Annotated in this window: 21 protein-coding genes; 15 read left to right on the top strand and 6 right to left on the bottom strand. The window is 64.2% G+C overall.

What is annotated here, in order from left to right; genetic code table 11:
• Positions 1-3: 3 nt before the first annotated feature.
• Positions 4-1,185 (bottom strand): class C beta-lactamase, encoded by a 1,182-nt coding sequence (gene ampC / locus OKW35_RS28510; RefSeq protein ID WP_429553773.1) that lies wholly within the window; start codon positions 1,183-1,185, stop codon positions 4-6.
• A gap of 280 nt (positions 1,186-1,465) precedes the next feature.
• Between ampC and fdhA the strand changes: the two genes are divergently transcribed.
• A complete protein-coding gene (gene fdhA / locus OKW35_RS28505) occupies positions 1,466-2,665 on the top strand; it encodes a formaldehyde dehydrogenase, glutathione-independent (protein ID WP_184060221.1) in 1,200 nt (399 codons plus the stop codon).
• Between the two features lie 19 nt (positions 2,666-2,684).
• Here fdhA and OKW35_RS28500 read toward each other — a convergent pair whose 3' ends face one another.
• On the bottom strand, positions 2,685-3,680 hold the full coding sequence (locus tag OKW35_RS28500) for a GlxA family transcriptional regulator (RefSeq protein WP_429353764.1): 996 nt from the start codon (positions 3,678-3,680) through the stop codon (positions 2,685-2,687).
• A 418-nt stretch (positions 3,681-4,098) separates the two neighbouring features.
• Between OKW35_RS28500 and OKW35_RS28495 the strand changes: the two genes are divergently transcribed.
• From OKW35_RS28495 to OKW35_RS28450, 10 genes are all read left to right on the top strand, one after another.
• Positions 4,099-5,373 (top strand): serine hydroxymethyltransferase, encoded by a 1,275-nt coding sequence (locus OKW35_RS28495; RefSeq protein ID WP_429553772.1) that lies wholly within the window; start codon positions 4,099-4,101, stop codon positions 5,371-5,373.
• An 18-nt stretch (positions 5,374-5,391) separates the two neighbouring features.
• Positions 5,392-6,363, top strand: a complete 972-nt coding sequence (locus OKW35_RS28490) for a dipeptidase (protein WP_429553771.1) — start codon at positions 5,392-5,394, stop codon at positions 6,361-6,363.
• A 45-nt stretch (positions 6,364-6,408) separates the two neighbouring features.
• Positions 6,409-6,948 carry a DUF5943 domain-containing protein gene (locus OKW35_RS28485; protein ID WP_018425095.1) on the top strand — a complete coding sequence of 180 codons (540 nt, stop codon included), beginning with the start codon at positions 6,409-6,411 and terminating at the stop codon, positions 6,946-6,948.
• A 25-nt stretch (positions 6,949-6,973) separates the two neighbouring features.
• Positions 6,974-9,037, top strand: coding sequence for an FAD-dependent oxidoreductase (locus tag OKW35_RS28480; protein WP_429553770.1), 2,064 nt, complete (start codon positions 6,974-6,976; stop codon positions 9,035-9,037).
• Positions 9,038-9,039: 2 nt separating this feature from the next.
• On the top strand, positions 9,040-10,965 hold the full coding sequence (locus OKW35_RS28475; protein WP_429553769.1) for a (Fe-S)-binding protein: 1,926 nt from the start codon (positions 9,040-9,042) through the stop codon (positions 10,963-10,965).
• A gap of 7 nt (positions 10,966-10,972) precedes the next feature.
• The gene (locus tag OKW35_RS28470) at positions 10,973-12,160 is read left to right on the top strand and encodes an electron transfer flavoprotein subunit alpha/FixB family protein (RefSeq protein WP_429553872.1); all 1,188 of its coding nucleotides are present in this window, start codon (positions 10,973-10,975) and stop codon (positions 12,158-12,160) included.
• Complete coding sequence (locus OKW35_RS28465; protein WP_429553768.1) at positions 12,157-12,936, top strand: electron transfer flavoprotein subunit beta/FixA family protein; 780 nt, start codon at positions 12,157-12,159, stop codon at positions 12,934-12,936. The genes OKW35_RS28470 and OKW35_RS28465 overlap by 4 nt, the downstream gene beginning before the upstream one ends.
• 73 nt (positions 12,937-13,009) lie before the next feature.
• A complete protein-coding gene (locus OKW35_RS28460; protein WP_429553767.1) occupies positions 13,010-14,296 on the top strand; it encodes an aromatic ring-hydroxylating oxygenase subunit alpha in 1,287 nt (428 codons plus the stop codon).
• A gap of 34 nt (positions 14,297-14,330) precedes the next feature.
• A complete protein-coding gene (locus OKW35_RS28455) occupies positions 14,331-15,521 on the top strand; it encodes an FAD-binding oxidoreductase (RefSeq protein WP_429553766.1) in 1,191 nt (396 codons plus the stop codon).
• Positions 15,522-15,704: 183 nt separating this feature from the next.
• Complete coding sequence (locus tag OKW35_RS28450) at positions 15,705-16,562, top strand: glycine betaine ABC transporter substrate-binding protein (RefSeq protein WP_090810004.1); 858 nt, start codon at positions 15,705-15,707, stop codon at positions 16,560-16,562.
• Positions 16,563-16,620: 58 nt separating this feature from the next.
• Here OKW35_RS28450 and purU read toward each other — a convergent pair whose 3' ends face one another.
• Positions 16,621-17,496: a formyltetrahydrofolate deformylase gene (gene purU, locus OKW35_RS28445; RefSeq protein WP_429365447.1), complete on the bottom strand. Its 876-nt coding sequence runs from the start codon at positions 17,494-17,496 to the stop codon at positions 16,621-16,623.
• 136 nt (positions 17,497-17,632) lie between these two features.
• Positions 17,633-18,547: a LysR family transcriptional regulator gene (locus OKW35_RS28440; RefSeq protein ID WP_187616739.1), complete on the bottom strand. Its 915-nt coding sequence runs from the start codon at positions 18,545-18,547 to the stop codon at positions 17,633-17,635.
• 109 nt (positions 18,548-18,656) lie between these two features.
• Here OKW35_RS28440 and OKW35_RS28435 point away from each other — a divergent pair, with 109 nt between their 5' ends.
• The gene (locus OKW35_RS28435) at positions 18,657-19,298 is read left to right on the top strand and encodes a glutathione S-transferase family protein (RefSeq protein WP_429553765.1); all 642 of its coding nucleotides are present in this window, start codon (positions 18,657-18,659) and stop codon (positions 19,296-19,298) included.
• Between the two features lie 43 nt (positions 19,299-19,341).
• Positions 19,342-20,325 carry a pyridoxamine 5'-phosphate oxidase family protein gene (locus OKW35_RS28430; protein ID WP_429553764.1) on the top strand — a complete coding sequence of 328 codons (984 nt, stop codon included), beginning with the start codon at positions 19,342-19,344 and terminating at the stop codon, positions 20,323-20,325.
• Positions 20,326-20,368: 43 nt separating this feature from the next.
• Here the strand turns inward: OKW35_RS28430 and OKW35_RS28425 are convergent, their stop codons facing one another.
• Together OKW35_RS28425 and OKW35_RS28420 are read right to left on the bottom strand one after the other, a co-directional pair.
• Positions 20,369-20,773, bottom strand: a complete 405-nt coding sequence (locus OKW35_RS28425; RefSeq protein ID WP_184073010.1) for a helix-turn-helix domain-containing protein — start codon at positions 20,771-20,773, stop codon at positions 20,369-20,371.
• Positions 20,774-20,997: 224 nt separating this feature from the next.
• A complete protein-coding gene (locus tag OKW35_RS28420; protein WP_429553763.1) occupies positions 20,998-21,288 on the bottom strand; it encodes a hypothetical protein in 291 nt (96 codons plus the stop codon).
• A 187-nt stretch (positions 21,289-21,475) separates the two neighbouring features.
• On the opposite strand from OKW35_RS28420, the gene OKW35_RS28415 reads away from it, so the two are divergent.
• Entirely contained in the window at positions 21,476-21,898 is a 423-nt protein-coding gene (locus OKW35_RS28415; protein WP_429553762.1) for a hypothetical protein, read from the top strand.
• A gap of 608 nt (positions 21,899-22,506) precedes the next feature.
• A complete protein-coding gene (locus OKW35_RS28410; RefSeq protein ID WP_429553761.1) occupies positions 22,507-23,949 on the top strand; it encodes an ISNCY family transposase in 1,443 nt (480 codons plus the stop codon).
• The last annotated feature ends 107 nt before the right edge of the window (positions 23,950-24,056 follow it).

The raw sequence follows: 24,056 nt of genomic DNA, 5'->3' as shown, positions 1-24,056 counted from the left end.
GTATCAGGGCTTGCCGCCATCCAGCGCCGTCAGGATCTGATGCGCGGCGCTCACGCGCGCTTCGTTCGGGAAATTGCGATTGGCGAGCATCACGATACCGATGCGTTTTTGCGGCACGAACGCGACATACGCGCCGAAGCCGTTCGTCGATCCGGTCTTGTTGATCCAGACGTTCTGCTGCGGCGGCAGCGGCGGTTTGATTGCGGTCGACGGCGTCCCGTTGAGGACCATCTCCGGCGAATTGCCGGCCAGCAAGGTCGGCAACGCGACCGGATACGGGTACTGCTCCCAGATCAGATCCTGGGTCAGCACGCCGGACTGGAAGTAGCCGGTATGCGTGTCCGTGATCGCGCGCTGCCACTGACTGTCGAGCGGAATCAGATTCATGTTTGCCTGCACGTAACGCAGCATATCCGCGGCGGTCGACTTCACCCCGTAGGCTTCGGCGGAAATCACGCCGCCCGTCAGACGGACCGGCGCGCCGTCTTTCGCATAGCCCTGCGCATAGTCCGGCATTTTCGCCGCGGGCACGTCGATATAGGTGCTCTTCATACCGAGCGCCGGAAACACGCGTTGCTGCACCAGCACGGTGAAATCCTGCCCCATGGTCTTCGCGGTGATCAGGCCGAGCGTGCCGATGCCGGGATTCGAGTAGGTGCGGAACGTGCCGGGCGCATGAGCGGGCTCCCAGTCGTGGAAGTACCGCAGCAATTGCGCGTCGTTATGGATGTCGTCCGGCACCTGCAGGGGCAGGCCGCCAGGCGTGTGCGTGCCGAGGTTCAGCAGGCTGACTTTGCCGAACGGGCGGCCGCGCAGCGTCGGCAGATAGCGTTCCGTGCCGTCCGACAACGACAGCTTGCCGTCGAGCTGCGCATACGACGCGAGTGTCGCCGTGAAGGTCTTGCTGACCGAGCCGAGTTCGAACAGCGTGTCGCGTGTGACCGGCTTGCCGGTTTGCGTCGACGCGACGCCGTAGTTGTACACGTAGGGCTTGCCGTCGTCGATCACGCCGACCGCCATCCCGGCGATATGGTACTTCGCCATCAGCGGCCTGATCGCGGCATCGATGGTCGGTTGGAGTTGCGCGGCGGTGGGCTCGGCCGCGTGGCCGACGGGTGAGATCGCGCAGAGCGTGAGCAGCGCGAACTTGGCGGTTGTTATCAGTTTGAGCGCTCGGGTCTTCATGGCAAACGGGTCCTCGGTCGGGGGAGTGTGAATCGGTGGATCGGCGATTCGGCTGAGGCAGCACTATCGGGCTTTCGAGAACCGCTGGCAAACGAGGATAAGTTAGGCGACGGTAAAGAAAAAGTTGTGGGCGGCAATCCGAGCGGCGCCGGCGTTGTCGGCTGAAGCCAAACGCGTGTCGGGTTCGACACAGGTGTCGCTCCGGGCGGCCGCTACGCTGGTGAAACGGTGCGCCGCGCGGCGTGCGGGGCGTGCCGCTCACGAACATGGAGACGAGACAATGAGCAGCAATCGCGGCGTCGTGTATCTGGGGCAGGGTATGGTCGAAGTGCAATCGATCGACTACCCGAAGATGGTCGATCCTCGCGGCCGTTCGATCGGCCACGGCGTGATCCTGAAAGTGGTCAGCACGAATATCTGCGGCTCCGATCAGCACATGGTGCGTGGCCGCACGACCGCCGAGGTCGGCCTCGTACTTGGGCACGAGATTACCGGCGAAGTGATCGAGGTCGGGCGCGATGTCGAGACGCTGAAGGTCGGCGATCTGGTGTCGGTGCCGTTCAACGTCGCCTGCGGGCGCTGCCCGACCTGCAAGGCGCAGCATACCGGCGTGTGCCTGAACGTAAACCCGTCGCGCGCGGGCGGCGCGTATGGCTACGTCGACATGGGCGGATGGATCGGCGGCCAGGCCGAATACGTGCTGGTGCCGTACGCGGACTTCAACCTGCTGAAATTTCCCGACCGCGCGCAGGCGATGTCGAAGATCCGTGACCTGACGTGCCTGTCCGACATTCTGCCGACCGGCTATCACGGCGCGGTGATGGCCGGCGTGCAGCCCGGTGCGAGCGTCTACATCGCGGGCGCGGGCCCGGTCGGCATGGCGGCGGCCGCGTCCGCGCGCCTCCTGGGTGCGGCCTGCACGATCGTCGGTGACATGAACGAGGCACGCCTTGCGCATGCGCGCAAGATGGGCTTCCAGACTATCAATCTGTCGAAGGACGCGACGCTCGGCGAACAGATCGAGCAGATTCTCGGCAAGCCCGAAGTGGATTGCGCGGTGGACTGCGTCGGCTTCGAAGCACACGGTCACGGCAGCAGCGCTTCACACGAGGAGGCCCCGGCCGCGGTGCTCAATTCGCTGATGGAAATTACCCGCGCGGCCGGCGCGATCGGCATTCCCGGACTCTACGTGACCGACGATCCGGGCTCGACCGATGCCGCCGCGCGCCAGGGCAGCCTCAGCTTGCGTTTCGGGCTCGGCTGGGCCAAATCGCACTCGTTCCACACCGGGCAGACACCGGTCATGAAGTACAACCGCAATCTGATGCAGGCGATCCTGTGGGACCGTTTGCCGATCGCCGACATCGTCAACGTGACGGTGGTGTCGCTCGACGATGCGCCCGAGGGTTACCGGCAATTCGACGGCGGCGCGCCGAAGAAGTTTGTGATCGACCCGCACGGGTTGTTGAAGGCCGCTTGAGGTTCGTTGGCCGCTGGTATCAAGCGGCCATCACCGGCGCGTTCGATAGCGAAGGCACCTGCTTGCGACGCTCGCGCGTCGGCGCGGTGCCGAACGCATCGCGATAGCTCTTCGAGAAGTGGCAGGCCGACTGGAAGCCGCAGGCCATCGTGATGTGCATGATCGACATGTCGGTCTGCAACAGCAGCTCGCGCGCGCGCCGCAGGCGCAGTGTCAGATAGTAGTGCGTCGGCGTCATGCCCAGATGCTCGCGGAACAGCCGTTGCAACTGCCTTTGCGACATGCCGGCGAGGCGCGCCAGCTCTTCGCGCGACAGCGGCTCCTCGATGTTGTTCTCCATCAGCGAGATCACTTCGAACAGCGATTTGTTGGCCGAGCCGAGCCGCGCGACGAGCGGCATCTTCTGCTGCGCGCTGGTGTCGCGCACGTGTTCGACGATGAACTGCTCGGCGATCTGCGTGACCCGAGCGGTGCCAACACGCGGCGCGATCAGGTTCAGCATCATGTCGAGCGGCGCGACGCCGCCGGTACAGGTCACGCGATCGCGATCGATCACGAACAGTTCTTTCAGAAAGCGCGTATCGGGAAACTCTTCCTTCAGCGCCGACATGTTTTCCCAATGAATCGCGCACGCATAACCGGCCAGCAGGCCGGCGCGCGCGAGCGCATAGGTGCCCGTGCAAAGACTGCCCAGCACGCAGCCCATGCGCGCGAAACGGCGCAGCGCGGACAGATGCTCGGCGGTGGTGGAGCGCTGCACGTCGATGCCGCCGACCACGAACACGATATCGGGTTGCCCGACGCATTCGACCGGCCCCGTATCGACGGATAACCCGTTGCTCGCCATGACCGGCCCGCCGGCGGGACTCACGATCGACCAGCGGTAAAGCGTCTGGCCCGTCAGATAGTTCGCCATGCGTAGCACTTCGATCGCGTTCGAGAAGGCGATCATCGTGAAGTTGGGGACCGGCATGAATGCGAAATGCGACAACGATGCCGTGCGATCGGTGGACATGTGAACGGTGATTCCTGATGTAAATGTCGCGTCGCCGTGGGGAGGGCGACTATCTGAATTCTGAGTATCAGGGCAACTACCGTGCCATCAGGCTAAACCCTTGGATACTGCGCACAAAGCCTGGAATAGCTAAGCAATCGACTGATGAAAGCATCCGCGCGGCACCGGAACAGCGCGGCGACGCTCTTGCAGCGCACCCGATCGGCGCAGGAATACTGCGTTGTAGTGCAGCGCTGAGCGCGCGGATTGCGCCGACTTGTCGAAAAAGGTTGCGCATGGCGGAAAAGGCAAAGAACGCGTCTGAATTCGTAAATAGACGCGCCGGGTGACCGTCAAGAATAGACCCAGGGCAAAGCGGTAGCGCGATCCCGCCGGCGACCCGCAGGAGCCTCCCCGTCAACGTTCTCACGGACCTTCCATGTCGAACCCGAATCCCTTCTTCGAAGACTCGCTAGCGGCGCGCGACCCGGCCGTGCGCGGCGCCATTCTGAAAGAGCTCGAGCGTCAGCAGTCGCAAGTCGAGCTGATCGCGTCGGAAAACATCGTGTCGCGCGCGGTGCTCGACGCGCAGGGCTCGGTGCTGACCAACAAGTACGCGGAAGGGTATCCGGGCAAGCGTTACTACGGCGGTTGCGAATACGTCGACGCGATCGAGACGCTCGCGCTCGATCGCATCAAGCAGCTGTTCGACGCGAAGTTCGCCAACGTGCAGCCGCATTCCGGCGCGCAGGCGAACGGCGCGGTGATGCTCGCGCTCACCAGGCCGGGCGACACGGTGCTCGGCATGTCGCTCGACGCGGGCGGGCATCTGACGCACGGCGCGAAACCCGCGATGTCGGGCAAGTGGTTCACCGCGGTGCAGTACGGCGTGCGGCGCGACACGATGCTGATCGACTACGAGCAGATCGAGGAACTGGCGCAACAGCACAAGCCCGCGCTGCTGATCGCCGGCTTCTCCGCCTATCCGCGCGCGCTCGACTTCGCGCGGCTGCGCGCGATCGCCGATGGCGCCGGTGCGAAGCTGATGGTGGACATGGCGCATATCGCCGGCGTGATCGCGGCCGGCCGCCATGACAATCCGGTCCCGCATGCGCACGTGGTCACGTCGACCACCCACAAGACCTTGCGCGGTCCGCGCGGCGGATTCGTGCTGACCAACGACGAGGAGATCGCAAAGAAGATCAACTCTGCCGTGTTCCCCGGCTTGCAGGGCGGCCCGCTGATGCACGTGATCGCCGGCAAGGCGGTCGCATTCGGCGAGGCGCTGCAGCCGGACTTCAAAACCTATATCGACAGCGTGCTCGCGAACGCGCGGGCATTGGGCGAGGTGCTCACATCGGGCGGCGTCGATCTGGTGACGGGCGGCACCGACAACCATCTGCTGCTGGTCGATCTGCGGCCGAAGGGGCTCAAGGGCAATCAGGTCGAACAGGCGCTGGAGCGCGCGGGCATCACCTGCAACAAGAACGGCATTCCGTTCGATACGGAGAAGCCGACCATCACCTCCGGCATCCGCCTCGGCACACCGGCGGCCACGACACGTGGCTTCGGTGTCAGCGAGTTTCGCGAGGTCGGGCGTCTGATCGTCGAGGTGCTCGATGCGCTGCGCGTGTCGCCCGAAGGCGATGCCGCAACCGAACAACGCGTGCGCCGCGAGATTTTCGCGCTGTGCGAGCGCTTTTCCATTTACTGAGTACGCGTGGAGCAAACGATGAGTCAACTGCACGAGAACAGCATCATCATCGACGGGCTGAACATTTCGAAGTTCGAGCGCTCGGTGTTCGAGGACATGCGCAAGGGCGGCGTGACCGCGGTCAACTGCACGGTGTCGGTCTGGGAGAGTTTTCAGAAGACCGTCGACAACATCGCCGAAATGAAGCAGCAAATCCGCCAATACAGCGAAATCCTCACGCTGGTGCGCACCACCGACGACATCTTCCGCGCCAAGAAAGAGAACAGGACCGGCATCATCTTCGGCTTCCAGAACGCGCATGCGTTCGAGGACAACCTCGGCTATATCGAAGCGTTCAAGGATCTCGGCGTCAACGTGGTGCAGCTTTGCTACAACACGCAGAACCTGGTCGGCACCGGCTGCTACGAACGCGACGGCGGTCTGTCCGGCTACGGGCGCGAAGTGATTCAGGAGATGAACCGCGTCGGCATCATGGTCGATCTGTCGCATGTGGGCGGCAAGACGTCGTCGGAGGCGATCGCGGCTTCGAAGAAACCGGTCTGCTATTCGCATTGCTGCCCGTCAGGGCTCAAGGAGCATCCGCGCAACAAGACCGACGAGCAGTTGAAGGAGATCGCGGACGCGGGCGGCTTCGTCGGCGTGACGATGTTCGCGCCGTTCCTGAAGCGCGGACCGGATGCGACCGTCGAGGACTATATCGAGGCGATCGAGTACGTGGTGAACCTGATCGGCGAGGACCAGGTGGGGATCGGCACGGATTTCACGCAGGGCTACAGCACAGAGTTTTTCGACTGGATCACGCACGACAAGGGCCGTTATCGCCAGTTGACGAACTTCGGCAAGGTCGTGAATCCCGAAGGCATTCGCACGATCGGCGAGTTTCCGAACCTGACCGCCGCGATGGAACGCGCCGGCTGGAGCGAGACGCGCATCCGCAAGATCATGGGCGAAAACTGGGTACGGGTGTTCGGTGAAGTCTGGAAGGTGTGAGCTTTAGCCCTTGTTTTCATAGCGGATACGAAACGGAGTCTCCACATGCAACCCCAACTGCCTATCGACGTCGATCCGGACACCGGCGTCTGGACCACCGACGCGCTGCCGATGCTGTACGTGCCGCGCCACTTCTTTACCAACAACCACGTCGCCGTCGAGGAAGCGCTCGGCCGCGATACGTACGCCGGGATTCTCTACAAGGCCGGTCACAAGTCCGCCTATTTCTGGTGCGAGAAGGAAGCGAAGCAACATGGTCTTGCCGGCATGGCGGTATTCGAGCATTACCTGAACCGTCTGTCGCAGCGCGGCTGGGGCATCTTCAGGATCATCGAAGCCGATCCGGCCAGCTCGCATGCGCGGATCGAATTGCGGCACTCGTCGTTCGTGCTCGCGCAACCGGGCAAGACCGGCAAGCTTTGCTACATGTTCGCCGGCTGGTTCGCGGGCGCGATGGACTGGGTCAACGATACCGCGCCCGACGGCGCGCGCAAGGGCCCGCCGTCGCAGTCGAAAGAAGCGCGCTGCGCGGCGGAGGGACACGAGCACTGCGTGTTCGAAGTCTCGCCGCTCGCGTCAATCTAATCCGGGCATTCCGAGGTCGATCGCGATGCGTTACCCGAACCTTTTCAAGCCGCTCACGTTGAACAAGCTGACGCTGCGCAATCGCATCGTCAGTACCGCGCACGCGGAGGTCTATGCGGAGCCGGGTGGCCTGCCCGGCGACCGTTATATCCGCTACTACGAGGAAAAGGCGAAGGGCGGAGTCGGACTCGCCGTGTGCGGCGGTTCGAGCCCGGTGTCGATCGACAGCCCGCAAGGCTGGTGGAAGTCGGTGAATCTCGCCACCGACCGGATCGTCGATCCGCTCGCTCGGCTCGCCGAAGCGATGCACGCGCATGGCGCGAAAATCATGATTCAGGCCACCCACATGGGACGCCGCTCGGCGTTTCACGGCGAGCACTGGCCGCATCTGATGTCGCCGTCGGGAGTGCGCGAGCCGGTGCATCGCGGCAACGCGAAGATCATCGAGGTCGAAGAGATCCGCCGCATCATCGGCGACTTCGCGGCGGCCGCGAAGCGCGTGAAGGATGCGGGCATGGACGGCATCGAGATCTCGGCGGCGCACCAGCATCTGATCGATCAGTTCTGGAGCCCGCGCACCAACTTCCGTACCGACGAATGGGGCGGCTCGCTCGAAAACCGCCTGCGTTTCGGCGTCGAAGTGTTGCGGGCGGTGCGCGCGGCGGTGGGCGCCGACTTCTGCGTCGGCCTGCGCATGTGTGGCGACGAATTCCACGAAGATGGGCTCGATCACGAGCAGCTGAAAGAGATTGCCCAGGCGATGAGCGAGACCGGCCTGATCGACTATCTCGGCGTGATCGGTTCCGGCGCGGACACGCACAATACGCTCGCCAACTGCATGCCGCCGATGGCGCTGCCGCCCGAGCCGTTCGTGCATCTCGCGGCCGGCATCAAGCAGGTCGTCAAGGTGCCGGTGATGCACGCGCAAAGCATTCGCGACGCCGGCCAGGCCGAGCGCTTGCTCGCGAGCGGCATGGTCGATCTGGTCGGCATGACGCGCGCCCAGATCGCCGATCCGCATATGGTCATCAAGATCCGCAATGGCCGCGAGGACGAAATCAGGCAGTGCGTCGGCGCGAACTACTGCATCGACCGTCAGTACAACGGGCTCGATGTGCTGTGCGTGCAGAACGCGGCGACCTCGCGCGAAGCGACGATGCCGCACGTGATCGCCAGCTCGCGCGGACCGAAGCGCAAGGTCGTGGTGGTCGGCGCGGGGCCGGCGGGGCTCGAAGCGGCGCGCGTCGCGAAGTCGCGCGGTCACGACGTGGTGCTGTTCGAAAAGAACGATCACGTGGGCGGCCAGATCATGCTGGCGGCGAAAGCGCCGCAGCGCGAGCAGATGGCGGGCATCGTGCGCTGGTTCGACATGGAGACGAAGCGTCTCGGCGTGGACCGCCGCCTCGGTGTCGCCGCCGACGAGCGGACCATCATGGCCGAGAAGCCCGACATCGTCGTGCTCGCCACCGGCGGTTCGGCGTTCACGTCGCAGGTCGCGGCGTGGGGCGTCGACGCGGGGCTCGCGGTCAGTTCGTGGGACGTGCTGGCCGGCAAGGTCGAGCCGGGCAGAAACGTGCTCGTGTACGACGGCGTCAGCACGCATGCGGGGGCGGGTGTGGCCGATTTCATCGCGAGCCGCGGCGCCAACGTGGAGATCGTCACGCCCGACGTGAAGGTCGCCGACGACGTCGGCGGCACCACGTTCCCGATCTTCTATCGCCGTCTGTACGCGCAAGGCGTGATCCATACGCCCAATTACTGGCTCGACAGGGTGTACGAGGAGGACGGCAAGAAGATCGCCGTGATCCGCAACGAGTACACCGAGGAGCAGGAGGAGCGCGCGGTCGATCAGGTGGTGATCGAAAACGGCAGTACGCCGAACGACCGGCTTTACTGGCAGCTGAAGCCTGAATCGGTCAATCGCGGCCAGGTCGACGTGCACAAACTGTTCGCGTCCGAACCGCAGCCGGGTCTCGACGAGCAGCTCGGCGACGGCCGCTTCCTGCTGTTCCGGGTCGGCGACTGCATCTCGATGCACAACATTCACGGCGCGATCTACGACGCGCTGCGCCTTTGCAAGGATTTCTGACGATGAGCCCCGTGTTTGTCATCACCGTCCTGCTGTGGGTGTCGGTGGCCGGTCTCGCGTTCGCGCTGGCGCGCCGCGCCGCCTACTGGCGCGAGGGCCGTGCGACCGTCGCGGGCGCCTATGGCTGGGCCAATCTGCTCGCGATCCCGAAGCGCTACTTCGTCGACCTGCATCATGTGGTCGCGCGCGATCCGTATATCGCCCGCACGCACGTTGCCACGGCGGGCGGAGCGATCCTCGCGATGGCGCTCGTGTTCGTCAACTACGGTCTCGCGATCTACTCGCCGTGGCTGGACAAACTGATCTTTCTCGCCGCGCTGGCGATGCTGATCGGCACGGTGTTCGTGTGGCGCCGCCGGCATGGCGCGAAGACGGTGCCGGCGCGACTCTCGCGCGGGCCGTGGGATCAGTTGCCGTTGCTACTGGGCGCGTTCGCGCTCGGTCTCGCGCTGTTCATCGCGCTTCCGGCGACAATGATGTCCGGCGCGCTCGCCGTGATCGTCGCGCTGTTGATCGCGGCGGGCGCGTTCACGATGACGTTCGGCGCGGCGCGTGGCGGCCCGATGAAACATGCGTTGGCCGGATTGCTGCATCTCGCGTTTCATCCGCGCCAGGAGCGCTTTGCCGATTCCACCGCAGCGCGTCACGCTCGCGATGCCGTGCCGCCCACCGCGCTTAAAACCCCGCTGCTCGACGCGAAGGAATACGGCGTCGGCAAGCCGGTCGAATTCCGCTGGAACCAGTTGCTCAGCTTCGACGCCTGCGTGCAATGCGGCAAATGCGAAGCGGCGTGCCCCGCGTTCGCGGCCGGTCAGCCGCTCAATCCGAAGAAGCTGATTCAGGATCTGGTAACCGGCATGGTCGGCGGCACCGACGCGCAGTACGCAGGCAGCCCGACGCCCGGCATTCCGGTCGGCAAGCACGCGGGCGCGCCCGCCAAGCCGCTGATCTCGACGCTGATCGAAGCGGACACGCTGTGGTCCTGCACGACCTGCCGCGCCTGCGTGCAGGAGTGCCCGATGCTGATCGAGCACGTGGACGCGATCGTGGACATGCGCCGCAATCAGACGCTCGTCGAAGGCAGCGTGCCGGGCAAGGGGCCGGCGACGCTCGCGAATCTGCGCGAAACCGGCAGCCTCAACGGCTACGACATCGGCGCGCGCTACGACTGGGCCGTCGATCTGCAGGTGCAGCTCGCGCAGCCGGGCCGTCACGTGGACGTGCTGCTGATCGCCGGCGAATGCGCGTTCGACATGCGCTATCAGCGCACGCTGCGGGCGCTCGTCAAGGTGCTGAACCGCGCGGGCGTCGATTACGCGGTGCTGGGCGGTGTCGAGACCGATACCGGCGACACCGCGCGGCGGCTCGGCGACGAAGCGACGTTCCAGCAACTGGCCCGTACGCTGATCGGGACGCTCGCGCAGTACTCGTTCGCGCGCATCGTTACCGCCGATCCGCACGTGCTGCATAGCCTGCGCAACGAATATCGCGCGCTCGGCGGGTTCTATCAGGTCCAGCATCACACGGCGCTGATCGACGAACTGATCGCGAGCGGCAAGCTGTCGCCGCGCGCGGCCGCCGCCGTCGCGGAGCGCAACATCACGTATCACGACCCGTGCTATCTGGGCCGCTACAACGGCGAGACGGAAGCGCCGCGCCGGGTGCTGAAGAGCATCGGTATCAAGGTGGTCGAGATGGAGCGTCACGGCCTGCGTGGACGCTGCTGCGGCGGTGGCGGCGGCGCACCGCTGACCGATATTCCCGGCAAACGGCGGATTCCCGACATCCGTATCGACGACGCGCGCGCGAGCGGCGCGGAGATCGTCGCGGTCGGCTGTCCGAATTGCACCGCGATGCTCGAAGGGGTGGTGGGGCCGCGACCGGAAGTGCTGGACGTGGCCGAACTGGTCGCCGCGGCGCTCGAGTAACGCGATGATGAATACGCTCAATCGAATCGATCCGCGCCGGCCGTTCACGGTGACGGCACAGGGACTCAGGCGCATCACGCTCGGCGTCGTTGGCATCGCGGACGCCGGCGGCAGTGCGTCGCCAGCGGATGCGCGTCACGCCGCGCATCGCGAACAGCCGAAGCCGCGCCGCACCACGGCCGCCCCGCGCCATGTGCTGCTGGTCGCGGCGCACGCGGACCGCGGCGCGCTCGATGAACATGCGCGCCAGACGCTCGCCGCCGCCGCGCTGATCGCGGACACGCACAGCGAAGTCGTGCTGCTGGTGTTCGGCGAATTCACCGGCGATGCCGCCGCGCTCGGCGCCGACAAGCTGATCGAATTGCCGATGTTCGAACCCCGCACGTACGCGCCGGACGATGAACTGAATGCGCTGGCGGCCTGCGTCGCGGCCTATGCGCCAGCCCATGTCTTGCTGCCCGACAACGCGACCGGCGACGGCGACCTCGGCCGACGCTATGCGGCGGCGGCCGATGCAAGCGTCGCGACGCACGTCGTCGAGATCGCTGCCGGGCACGTGTGCACCTATATTCGCGCGGATACGGCGCTCGCCAGCCGCGCGCTGCCCGAGGTCGTGCTGCTCGAGCCGAATGCGGTCGATCCGAAGCTGCCGTTCGTCGGCGCGGGCGAGCGGGTCGCGTGGCGCTTCGACCGCGAAGCGGACAGCACGGTCGCGCAAGGAGCGATACACGATCTCGGCATCGACGAAATCGACGCGGCGCAGGTCGCGCTGGAAGAGGCGGATTTCATCGTGTCGGCGGGCAACGGCGTCAGCGACGTGCCCGCGTTCGAGCGACTCGCGGCGACCCTCGGCGCGGCGATCGGTGCCAGCCGGGTTGCCGTCGACGACGGCAAGTTCACGCGCGACAAGCAGATCGGCGCGACCGGCAAGACCGTCGAGGCGAGCGTGTATATCGCGTTCGGCATCTCGGGGGCGGTGCAGCATCTGCAAGGCATCAAGGATTGCCGCCATGTGATCGCGGTGAATCTCGACGCGAGCGCGCCGATCGCGAAGCGCGCGAATCTGACCGTGATCGCCGACGCGCAGGAAACCATCGCGGCGCTCAACGAGGCGGCGGCCACGGCGCGCGGTGCCCGCGCCACCTCGGCCGCGCTGCTGCGGCCGGGCAAGCTTGCCGAAGGAGTGCTCGCATGAAGATCGCCGTGCTGGTTTCAGTCGGACGTCACCCGGTCAGCGGCGTCGCGCGCTACAGCCGCAACGATGCGGCGGCGTTGACGCTGGCGCTGTCGCTCGTCAGAACGCATGGCGCGACGCTCGACGTGCTGCACGCGGGCGATCCGTCGAACGCCGCGTTGAACGAGTATCTGGCGCTCGGCGCGCGTTCGGTCGAAGTGCTCGAGATGCCGCCCGACGCCAATCCTGCGCCGCAACTCGCCGGGCGTTTGCGTGGCTACGAGCTGGTGCTGACCGGCACGCGCGCCGAAGGCGGTTTCGATAGCGGCATGCTGCCGTATCGCGTCGCGCATGCGCTGGCGGTGCCGCTCGTCGGCGCCGCCGTCGATCTGGCGCTGCGCGACGGTCGAGCGCAGGTCCGGCAGTTCATGCCGAAGGGCCTGCGACGGCGCGTCGAAGTGCGGCTGCCGGCATTGGTTGCCGTGCATCCGCTCGCGAACGTCGCGACGTCGTACGCATATGCACGGATGCGCGAAGGCACGATCGAGCGCGCCGACGTGCCGGTCGCCGACGCGCGGCACGGCACCACTCCCGAACAGTCCGCATGGACGATCGGCCCCGCCACAGCGAAACCGGTGCGCCTCGCCGCCGCCGAAAAGCGCTCGGGCCACGCGCGCATGCTGTCGGCGACGACGACCGAGAGCCGCGGCGGCAGCGTCGTAATTGAAGGGAGTTCCGTCGAAAAAGCACAAGTGATACTCGCGTATTTGCGCGAGCATCAACTGGTGGATTACTGAATTCCGGCTCGGGCCAGCATGCGACCAGGAGGGCCTGGCGCGGCGCCAGACGTGACACGCAACGGAGCAAACAATGAAAGTTTCCGCAGACGTTCGCGCAATGATCGAACGCCGCAAGCAGAATTACACGCTGGAAGCGCCGTTCTATACCAGCGAGCCCATCTTCGCGCTCGACATCGACGCGATTTTCCGCCAGCACTGGATTCAGGTCGCGGTCGAGCCCGACGTGCCCGAGCCGGGCGACTATGTGACGGTCGAGATCGGCGACGATTCGATCCTGATCGTGCGCGACGACGACATGCGGGTGCGTGCGTTTCATAACGTATGCCGCCACCGCGGCGCGCGTCTGTGCAATACCGGCAAGGGCTCGCTCGGCAATATCGTCTGTCCGTATCACAGCTGGACGTATAGCCTCAATGGCGACCTGATGTTCGCCGAGCACATGGGCGAGCAGTTCGAGCGCTGCAAACATAGTCTGAAAGCGGTGCATGTCGAAAATCTCGCCGGACTGATTTTCATCTGCCTCGCCGAGCAGCCGCCCGCCGATTTCGCCGTGATGCGCGCCGCGATGGAACCGTATCTGTTGCCGCACGATCTGGCCGGCTGCAAGATCGCCGCGTCGATCGACATCATCGAGGAGGGCAACTGGAAGCTGACGATGGAAAACAATCGCGAGTGCTATCACTGCGTCGCGAACCATCCGGAGCTGACCATCTCGCTGTACGAATACGGTTTCGGTTATCAGCGCACGCCGGCGAACGAGGAGGGCATGGCCGCGTTCGAGACGACGGTCGCGCGCCGCACCGCGCAGTGGGAGGCGATGCAGTTGCCGTCGGCGGAAATCGAGCGGCTCGCCGACCTGGTCACCGGGTTTCGTACGCAACGTCTGCCGCTCGATCGCGACGGCGAATCGCAGACGCTCGACGCGAAGGTCGCCTCGAAGAAGCTGCTCGGCGGTTTCAGGCATGCGGATCTCGGCGGCCTGTCGTTCTGGACCCAGCCGAATTCGTGGCATCACTTCATGAGCGACCACATCGTCAGTTTCTCGGCGATTCCGCTGTCGGCCGGCAAGACGCTGGTGCGCACCAAATGGCTCGTGCACAAGGACGCGCGCGAAGGCATCGATTACGACGTCGACAATCTGACCGCCGTATGGCGCGCGACCAACGACCAGGATCGCGCGCTCGTCGAATATTCGCAGCGCGGCGCGACGAGCAGTGCGTATGAGCCGGGTCCTTATTCGCCGTTCACCGAAGGACTCGTCGAAAAGTTCTGCGAGTGGTATATCGGCCGTCTCGCGGATTACGACGGGAACTCACGGGCGGTGCACGACGAGAAAGTCGTGTCGTTCATGCGCTGAGCGCAAGACCGCAATGAGGAGCGGGGGGACAACCATGATGCGCGATCAGGCCATGTTTCAAGCGGACATCGAGCAGACTTCACAGAATCCAGCTGACGCGCCGAGCCGCGTCACGCAGCCGCGCTTCTGGGACGCGCTGCCGGCGCGCTGGAACAGCGACGCCGACGACACGCTGGAGTGCTGCCAGGTCCGCAGCGAAACGCACGACGTGAAGAGTTTCTTCTTTCGCGCGCCATCCGGTCGGGCGTTCGTGTTCGAGCCGGGGCAATTCATCACGCTGGAGTTGGAGATTGACGGCGAGCGCGTCAATCGCTGCTATACGATCTCGTCTGCGCCCACCCGGCCGCATACGATTTCGATCACCGTCAAGCGCGTGCCGGGCGGCCCGGTGTCCAACTGGCTGCACGACCATCTGCATGCGGGTATGCAGGTACGCGTGCTGGGCCCAGCCGGCGAATTCACCTGCGCGCGGCATCCGGCGCGCAAGTTGCTGTTTTTGTCCGCGGGCTCGGGCATCACGCCGCTGATGTCGATGAGCCGCGCGCATCATGAACTCGGCGAGGACAGCGATATCGTCTTCGTGCACAGCGCGCGTACGCCGGACGACATCATCTTCGCGCGCGAGCTCGATCTGATCGCCGCCAATCAGGCGCATTTCCGCACCGCGTTCGTCTGCGAACGCGTGGGCGCGCGCACCAATTGGCCCGGCATCACCGGCTTTCTGACGCTGCCGCTGCTGAAACTGATTGCGCCGGATTTTCTGGAGCGCGAGATTTTCACGTGCGGCCCCGCGCCGTATATGCAGGCGGTGCGCAATCTGCTCGATGAAGGCGGCTTCGATCGCCAGCACTATCACGAGGAAAGCTTCTCGTTCGAGACCGTCAGCGAAGTGGCCGCGCAATTGGCCGAAGCGCCTGTCGCGCACGCGCTGAGCGATGCGTGCGCGCTGGCCGAAACCGCCACGCGTTTCAAGGTGAGGTTTACGCGCAGTCATCGCGAGATCGAGTGCGGCGGCGGCCAGCATGTGCTCGATGCGGCGAAGCAGGCGGGCGTGCGGCTGCCGGCGTCGTGCACGCAAGGCATGTGCGGCACCTGCAAGGTGAAGCTCGTGTCCGGCGAAGTGGCGATGAAGCACGCGGGCGGTATCCGTCAGCGCGAGATCGATCAGGGCATGGTGCTGCTGTGCTGTAGCAAGCCGCTGACCGATCTCGTCGTCGACAAGTAATACGACTGATCACACCGCAACAACACGGCAAACACTGGGCGGATTTGCGTGGATGTCGCATGCGGACAACTGCATGTCGAAAAACAACGCTACCCGGCAATTCTGGTTGGCGATTCTAAATACGCGATGTGCGGTTCGATGGCAAACGCGTCAATGGGCAAATGGATCAACGGGAGAACGTCGATGAGACTGATCGGAAAGGTAGTGGTGGCAAGCGCGTTGGGGGTGATGCTGGCGGCGGTCAGTGCGGGCGTGTCGGCCGATTCGAAACCGACCATCAAGATCGGTTACGTGGAGGGCTGGGACGATAGCGTGGCGACCTCGAACGTGGCCGCCGAGGTGATCGAAAAACGCCTCGGTTATCAGGTGCAACTGGTGCCGGTGGCGGCCGGCGTGATGTGGCAGGGCGTGGCGCGCGGCGATCTCGACGCGACGCTGTCCGCGTGGCTGCCGGTCACGCACGGCGCCTACTGGAACAACTTCAAGGACAAGGTGGTCGACCTCGGGCCGAACTTCAACGACGCGAAGATCGGTCTGATCGTGCCGGACAACGCGGACGTGAAGAGCGTCGGCGATCTGCAGGCGAAGAAGGCGGAGTTCGGCGCGCGCATCGTCGGCATCGACGCTGGGGCGGGTGTGATGCAGAAAACCAGCGAGGCGATCAAGGCCTATGGGCTCGACTATCAGCTGATGCCGAGTTCCGGAAGCGCGATGACTGCCGAACTGGCGCGCTCGGAGGCGGCCAGCAAGCCGATCATCGTGACCGGATGGAAGCCGCACTGGATGTTCGCCAAGTACAAGCTGAAATTCCTCGACGATCCGAAGAAGGTATTCGGTGAAGCCGAGCACGTGGATAGCGTGGTGAATCCCGAGCTCGAGAAAAAAGCGCCGACAGTGGTCGCGTTCCTGAAGAAGTTCCAATGGAAGCCGGGCGAGATCGACACGGTGATGCTGGCCACGCAGAATGGCGAAAAGCCGGCCGCAGCGGCCGACGCGTGGGTCAGCGCGCATGCGGACCGGGTGGATAGCTGGGTGAAGTAACTCGGCCAGGCGTCGGCGCAGCACGCGAAAACGCCGCTTTTCAGCGGCGTTTTTCTGTTTACCGCAGCACGACAGTGCGCTCGCCGTTGATGAACACACGCCGCTCGACGAACGCCTTGACCGCGCGCGCGAGCGTAATGCATTCGACGTCGCGTCCGGTCGTCAGCAGCCGTTCGGGACTGTACGAGTGATCGACCGGTTCGACTCCCTGCTCGATGATCGGACCTTCGTCGAGATCGTCGGTGACGAAATGCGCGGTGGCGCCGATTACCTTGACGCCGCGCGCATGGGCCTGATGATACGGTCTCGCTCCCTTGAAACCGGGTAGGAACGAATGGTGGATATTGATCGCGCGCCCGGCGAGCGCCCGGCTCGTTTCGGCGGACAGGATCTGCATGTAGCGCGCGAGAATCAGCAGTTCCGCGCCGGACGTATCGAACAACTCGAGCAGGCCGGCTTCCTGTTGTGGCTTCGTGTCGGCTGTAATCGGCAGATGATGGAACGGCAGGCCGTGCGCTCGCACGAGCGGTTCGAGATCGCGATGATTGGAGCCGATGCCGACGATGTCCATCTTCAGTTCGCCCATGCGCCAGCGAAACAGCAGGTCGGCGAGACAGTGTTCGAGCCTGGAAACCATGATCAGGACTTTCGGCCGGCTCGACAGATCGTGGATCGCCCACGTCATCCGGAAGCGTTCGGCGATCGGCGCGAATTCCTGCTTCAGCATGGCGATCTGCAGCGCATCGTCGCGATCGACGTGGTGAAACACGCAGCGCACGAAAAAGCGCTCGCTCAGTTCGTCGTCGAATACGGTGAGTTCGTCGACATAGCAACGATGCCGTTCGAGAAAGCCAGCGACGGCGGCAACCTGGCCCGCCGCGCTCGGACACGCGACGGTGAGAACCCCTTGAGCAGGACGGGAAATGGCGGACATAAGCTCTCCACATTGACGATCAGGCGAGGCCGCGGGGTGCGGCGCGCATCGTCGCAGTAGAGCAAATCGGGCGATAACGCGGATAGAAGCTAACCGCCGTTGCGCTGGAATGGGAGCGCCAGGAGGATCTGCCGTGCTAATCCGCAGGCTCCGCCGCGAGCCTTCGCTTCAGCGTATCGATCAACGCGCGCACCTTCGCCGGCGGGTGACTCGTCGGCGGGAACACGGCCTGAATGCTCGCCGGTGCGCTCGCCCATTCGGGCAGCAGCCGGATCAGCCGTCCCGCCGCGACGTCGTCCGCGATCGAAAAATCCGTCAACAGACCGATGCCGCCGCCCGCGAGCGTCGCCGCGCGGCAGGCATCGGCCGTGTTGACGCGCAACGCGGACGCGCAACGCACGCTCGCGATCTTGCCGTCGACGTGCCGCAAATCGAGCGTCAACGGATGCGGCAGCACCGACAACGCGCAATAGGGCAGCGTCTCCAGTGCGGCCGGCGTGCCCGGCGCGCCCCACGTCCGCAGGAACTCCGGACTCGCGACGAGCCATTTGACGAAGCTGCCGAGCTTCACCGCGCGATAGTTGGAATCCGCGAGGCGACCAAGCCGGATCGCTACATCGATGCCATCGGCGATCAGATCGACGTAGCGGTCGCTGCTCAGCAGCTCGACGTCGAGCTGCGCATGCGTGCGACGCAATTCGACCAGCGCGGGCGCGACGACGAGCGTGCCGTAGTCGTTCGGCGCACTGACGCGCAGCGTGCCGCGCACCGGTGAGGTTTCCCCGCCGAGCGCGTTCAGCGCGTCCTCGGTGGCGCGCAGAATCTTCACGCTCGCCTCGTAGAACGTGCGGCCCGCCTCGGTGACGCCGAGCCGCCGGGTGGTGCGCACCAGCAGGCTCGCGCCGACCTCCGCCTCGAGCCTCTGCATGTGCGTGCTGACCATCGTCTTCGCGAGCCCGAGCCGCGTCGCGGCGGCGCTCAGCGAGCCCGCGTCGATGACCGCGACGAAGATCGCGAGGCGGTTCAGGTTCACGTTGCGCACATCGGCCATGATCGATTGTCCATTCTCGCTTGACTGTGTTTCCCGGATTATCGGGCTTCCGCGCGACAGTGCCTACGCCTTATGCTGGGCGTGTCATTCAACGTATCCGGAGCCATCCATGCCCGCTGCCAGACCCGCCGAGCCTATCAAGCTGTATACGACGCTGCTTTCAGGCCACGGTCATCGCGTGAAGCTGTTTCTGACGCTGCTCGATCTGCCGTTCGAGGTCATCGAGCTGAACATGAAGGCGGGCGACAACCGCAAGCCCGAGTACCTCGCGCTGAACCCATTCGGTCAGGTGCCGACGATTCAGGACGGCGAGCTCACGCTGTTCGATTCGAACGCGATTCTGGTCTATCTGGCGAAGCGCTATGGCGACGCATCGTGGCTGCCGGACGATCCGCGCGGCGCCGCGGCGGTGCAGCGCTGGCTGTCGTTCGCGGCTGGCCAGATCGCCTACGGGCCGTGCGCGGCACGGCTCGTGACCGTGTTCGGCGCGCCGCTCGACCACGAACGTGCGAAGCAGATCGCCGTCAAGCTGTTCGACGTGATCGACGAGGAGCTTGCCGGTAAGCCGTTCGTGGCTGGCGCGCACGTCACGATCGCCGATATCGCCGCGCACACGTATATCGCTCACGCGCCCGAGGGCGGCGTGTCGTTGCAGCCGTATCCGAACATTCGCGCGTGGCTGCAGCGCGTGGAGGCACTGCCGCGTTTCATCGCGATGCCTTCGACGAAGGCGGGCTTGCTGGCGGCGTGATACGCGTTGACGGCTGCGTCAGATCTTGCAAAGGAGTCCGATCATGTCCGAGTTCGTCCCGTTGAATAGCTGGGGAGGCGACGCGTCGCCGTTTCATGCCGGCGAGCAGGATGCGCAGCAGCGCGCGGGTGTGCGTGAGGTGGCCGAGTCGATGGGACGTCGGGGCATTCGCCGATTCATGCCTGAGCAGCATCGCGAGTTCTTTGCCGCGCAGCCGTTCGTCGTGATCGGCGGCGTCGATGCGAGCGCTCAGCCGTGGGCGACGCTGCGTGCGGGTGCGCCGGGTTTCGTCTCGTCACCGGATGCGGGGACACTGCGCATCGAAGGTGGCACATTGGCTGGCGATCCGCTCGCCGCGGGTTGGCGCGAAGGCGCGCAGCTTGGTGCGCTGGGCATCGAGCCGCGTACGCGGCGGCGCAATCGGGCAAATGGCGTCGTCCGGTCCGTGGCAGGCGACACGTTGCAGGTCGAAGTCATGCAGAGCTTCGGCAATTGCCCGAAGTATATCCAGAGCCGCGCGCCGTCTTTCATCGAGCGGGACGCGGCCGCGACGCGCGCGCAGCCCGAAATCGCCACGCTTCTGAGCAGTGCCGACCGCGAGTTGCTCGCGAGCGCGGACACCTTCTTTATCGCCAGCGCGAATCTGAGCGAGGAAGCGGGCCCGGGAAAGGGGATCGACGTTTCCCATCGCGGCGGTGCGCCGGGCTTCGTGCGCGTGGACGACACAACTACGCTGACCACGCCCGACTACAGCGGCAACCGCTTCTTCAACACGATCGGCAACCTCGTGCATGATCCGCGCGCGGGTCTGCTGTTTATCGACTTCGCAACCGGCGATCTGCTTTATCTGGCGGTGCGAGCAGAGATCATCTGGGACGGCGACGAACTCGCGGCGCTTGCGGGCGCGCAGCGGCTCGTGCGGTTTCATGTGAGCGAAGTGCGACGCAGTCGCGGCGCGTTGCCGTTCCAATGGTCGGAGGTCGAACTGGCGCCGCAGTTTCTGCCAAAGGTTCGAGAAAGCGCCTGAGCCGATGCGCACGCGCGTGCTTTAGTTGGGTGCGGCCGCCGTTTTACTGCGCATTCCGGCCGAGCCGATAAGACACGCCGAGTCTGGTGGCCAGTTGCCATACATAGACTCGCGAGTACGAAATGCCAAACTGACGGCTTATCAGCTCCCGCATGCGCGCATTGCTCCAGCCATCGGCGTCGAAGCCGTAGTCCCGCGGCGAGGCCCTCAGCGCCTGGGCCAACCAGTCCAGATCCGCCACCGCGAGTGCGGAATGGCGGCCGCCGACGCTCATGTTTCTCAGCGCCTCGAGCCCGCCTTGCTCCAATAGCTTGCGATATCGCTCGACGGTGGTCTTTGCCATGCCCATCTGTCTCGCGACTTCGGCCGCAGCGACGCCGTCGAGCAGTTTCTGGCCCGCCGTGAGACGCCGTGCGACGGTCGGCAAATCGTCATTTGGTCGATGCATCGGAGAACTCCGCCGTTGGGTCGCTGACCGGACTGCAATCGGCTATGGGGTAGACAGTGAGGAGGGCGCGCCACCTACAGATAATCGAAAAGTCGCCCGTTGTGTCCAAAAGAATAAAAAATCAATCGCGTCTTTCCTCTGATAGAAAATCACGCAAGCCGCCCGTAAGGCGGTTACGCGATGTTTTCTTTCTAAAATCTTAAATATCTCTCTTGCGATTGAATTTAACGTTTGCTAACCTGATTGACGTGTTCAAAGCCGTCAATCCGGCTCGGCTCGCTCTGGCAGCCCGCATACCGCCGGGCCGCATCCGGCTTGACGTCGGGCGCTTTTTGAGTGCGGGCGGCAGGTCGGAAGACTGAACCGTTTGAGTGCGCGGATTCCTGTTTTGCGAATGTAATTGGAATGCATTTTTCGATGCAGGGTAGCGATTCGCCGGAAAGCTGCGAAAAAGGTGCTGAAGATTGAAAATCCTTCGCGGCGTTTTTCCAGCGGATTATATGTAAACGGGACATTCGCGCAGAGTGGCGTTGTGAAGCCCGAATCCAGTAACCACCCGCTTAATTTTAGCTGCGTCGTTCAATACCGGAAATATTTTATGCCGCGCAGTTTCCGACTCGATACGCATAACCGCGATAAAAGCTGACAGCGCTTTCATCGGTTGCCATTGGGCGCTTGCAAGCAGGCGGTAAGGAGAACGACATGAACATGGATAGGACCCGCGATATTGCCGCGATGCTACTGCGTGCCGCGAAACGCAAAAGACTCGTGACTTATCAGGAACTGCACGCGCTTTTCGGTCGCGACGAACCGTTGCAAAACCGCTATCGCGCATTGGAGGACGCGGCGCGCTCACTGAGCGATTGCGCGTCGCTCGACTACGGCTGCCTGATGAGCCTCGACAACGGCCTGCCGGGCGATGACTTCTTTAATCGCTTCAGGCACGGCAGGCCGCGTGAGTACGAAAAGGTGATGGGCTTCGGATCGGCGGGACGCTCGATGAGGAAGAAGCGACTGATTGCGGATGCCGAGCGTCTGCGCGTGTTCGAACATGCATCTCAGATCGCGGCAAGTGAGAGGGTGGCGAACACCTTGCGCCCGTACGCCACGTCGAAATGCACGTAGCCCATTCACAGTCGCTCAACGACGACACGCTCGCCGGTTGAGAGAAATGCGAAACGTCTCTAAGCCACAAGGCAATAGCCACGATAAAAATCCGCGCGAGCTGCGATAGCGGCATTGGCTTTCGCTACAAAGCTTATTCTCGTGGTGCGCAAAAGCAGTATTTAACAGTTGTCTAATTTCGGCATGTCGCGTGCATAAATTGATCTGTACGCACGGCCGCGTCTTAATTCGTGAGGGCTCTGATTGGGCCCGCCATAGAAATTGGAATTGAATTGCCGCGCCAGTTTTGTTGATCACTGAACCGGGCTGCACCCGGTGTCAGTTGTGGCAGGCGAAAGAGTCGCGGTTCGGACGATTCGCGATGGTCACCGCGCACCGGCGTGCATCGCTTGTGGCGGAGGGCCGACACGCGGCATGCGCATCGACGGTAGCACGTGCATGCGTACTGGAAGCCTTTTCCGAAGAATTGTCAATTTGACATAAGATAAATTATCAACGTTTTGATTGTAGCGGCAATATGAGAATGTCGTGTTCTAGCAAGATACAAATGTCGTGTTTTACCGTGACTGGCAAGCTGGCATTTTGCTGCGCGATCGCAGGAGCCAGTCATGAGCCCAGCCGCACTGGTGACATTGAACATGCGCGAACTCGACCGTCTGAAGGTGATCCAGGCCGTGGTGGACATCGGGCTCAAGCCCGGGCGTGCCGCCGGGCGACTTGGCCTGACCGTGCGTCAGGTCGAGCGGCTGGTAGCGCGGTATCGTGAATCTGGCGCGGCGGGACTGGCCTCACGCAAGCGCAAATCGCCCGGCAACCGGAAGCTCGATGAAGGACTGGCTGTGCGGGCTCTGACCACCATTCGCGAGCGCTACGCCGACTTCGGGCCGACGCTGGCCTGCGAGAAGCTGCGCGAATGTCATGGCCTCGTGCTGTCGAAGGAAACCGTGCGACACCTGATGACGGACGCCGGCCTGTGGGTACCGCGCCGGCAGCGGCCGCCCAGGGTCTACCAGCCGCGGGCCCGGCGTGCGTGCTTCGGTGAGCTGGTGCAGATCGACGGCAGCGACCATCGCTGGTTCGAGGACCGGGCGCCGGCCTGCACGCTGCTGGTGTACGTCGATGACGCCACGAGCCGCCTGATGATGCTGCATTTCACGGCGACCGAATCGACCTTCAGCTACTTCGAGGCGACGCGCGCGTATCTGGAGCAGCATGGCAAGCCGGTGGCGTTCTACAGCGACAGGGCCAGCGTTTTTTACGTGAAGCGACGCTCGGAGACAGCGGGCAAAGGTGTCACGCAGTTCGGCCGGGCGATGTACGAGCTGAACATCGACACGTTCTGCGCGAACTCAAGCCCCGCCAAGGGGCGCGTCGAGCGCGCCCACCTGACGCTGCAGGATCGGCTCGTCAAGGAGCTCCGGCTGCGCGGCATCAGCACCATCGAGGCCGCCAACGCCTGGGCGCCCGCCTACATGGCAGCCTATAACGCGCGCTTTGCGAAGCCGCCACGCAGCGCTTTCGATGCGCATCGACCCGTGCGCGCCGACGAGAATCTCGACGCGATCCTGACCTGGCGGGTTCTGCGCAAGGTCTCGGATTCACTGACGCTGCTGAACGACCGCGTGATCTGGCTGCTTGACGATACGCCGGCCAACCGCAGGCTGATTCACCGCTACATCGACGTGTGGGAGTATCCGGACGGACGCCTCGAGATCCGCGCCGATGGTGTCGCGCTGCCCTGTGTCCAGTACGACAAGCTTGCCGAGATCGACCAGGGCGCGGTGGTGGAGCACAAGCGTCTTGGTCATGCGCTGCAGGTCGCCCAGGCGATCCAGGCACAGCGCGACAACCGCCGGATATCCGGCTCACCGTCACGCACGAACCGCGGTGAACCCGTGCGTACGAAGGCGCGGCTGCCTGGCACGAGGAAGCAGCGCGAAGTCACGCTCGAGGACTGGAATGCGGCAGTCATGGGGACACACCAGAACCCGGGAGGCTCGGTGCTAAAAACCCATCCAGAGAGAGATAAAAGGACTGCAAAACGACCCTAACCCACCACCCAAAACCGACCCTCAACCCCGACATCTGTATCTTGCTGGAACCCGGACATTTCTATCTGGCCTCGACATTGATGTGTTACGGCAGAGCTGTAATGTCG

This window comes from Paraburkholderia sp. MM5477-R1, assembly GCF_050436385.1.
Classification (GTDB): domain Bacteria; phylum Pseudomonadota; class Gammaproteobacteria; order Burkholderiales; family Burkholderiaceae; genus Paraburkholderia; species Paraburkholderia tuberum.
The sequence above is the reverse complement of the archived record's forward strand: the minus strand, read 5'-3'. Positions and strand labels throughout refer to the sequence as shown.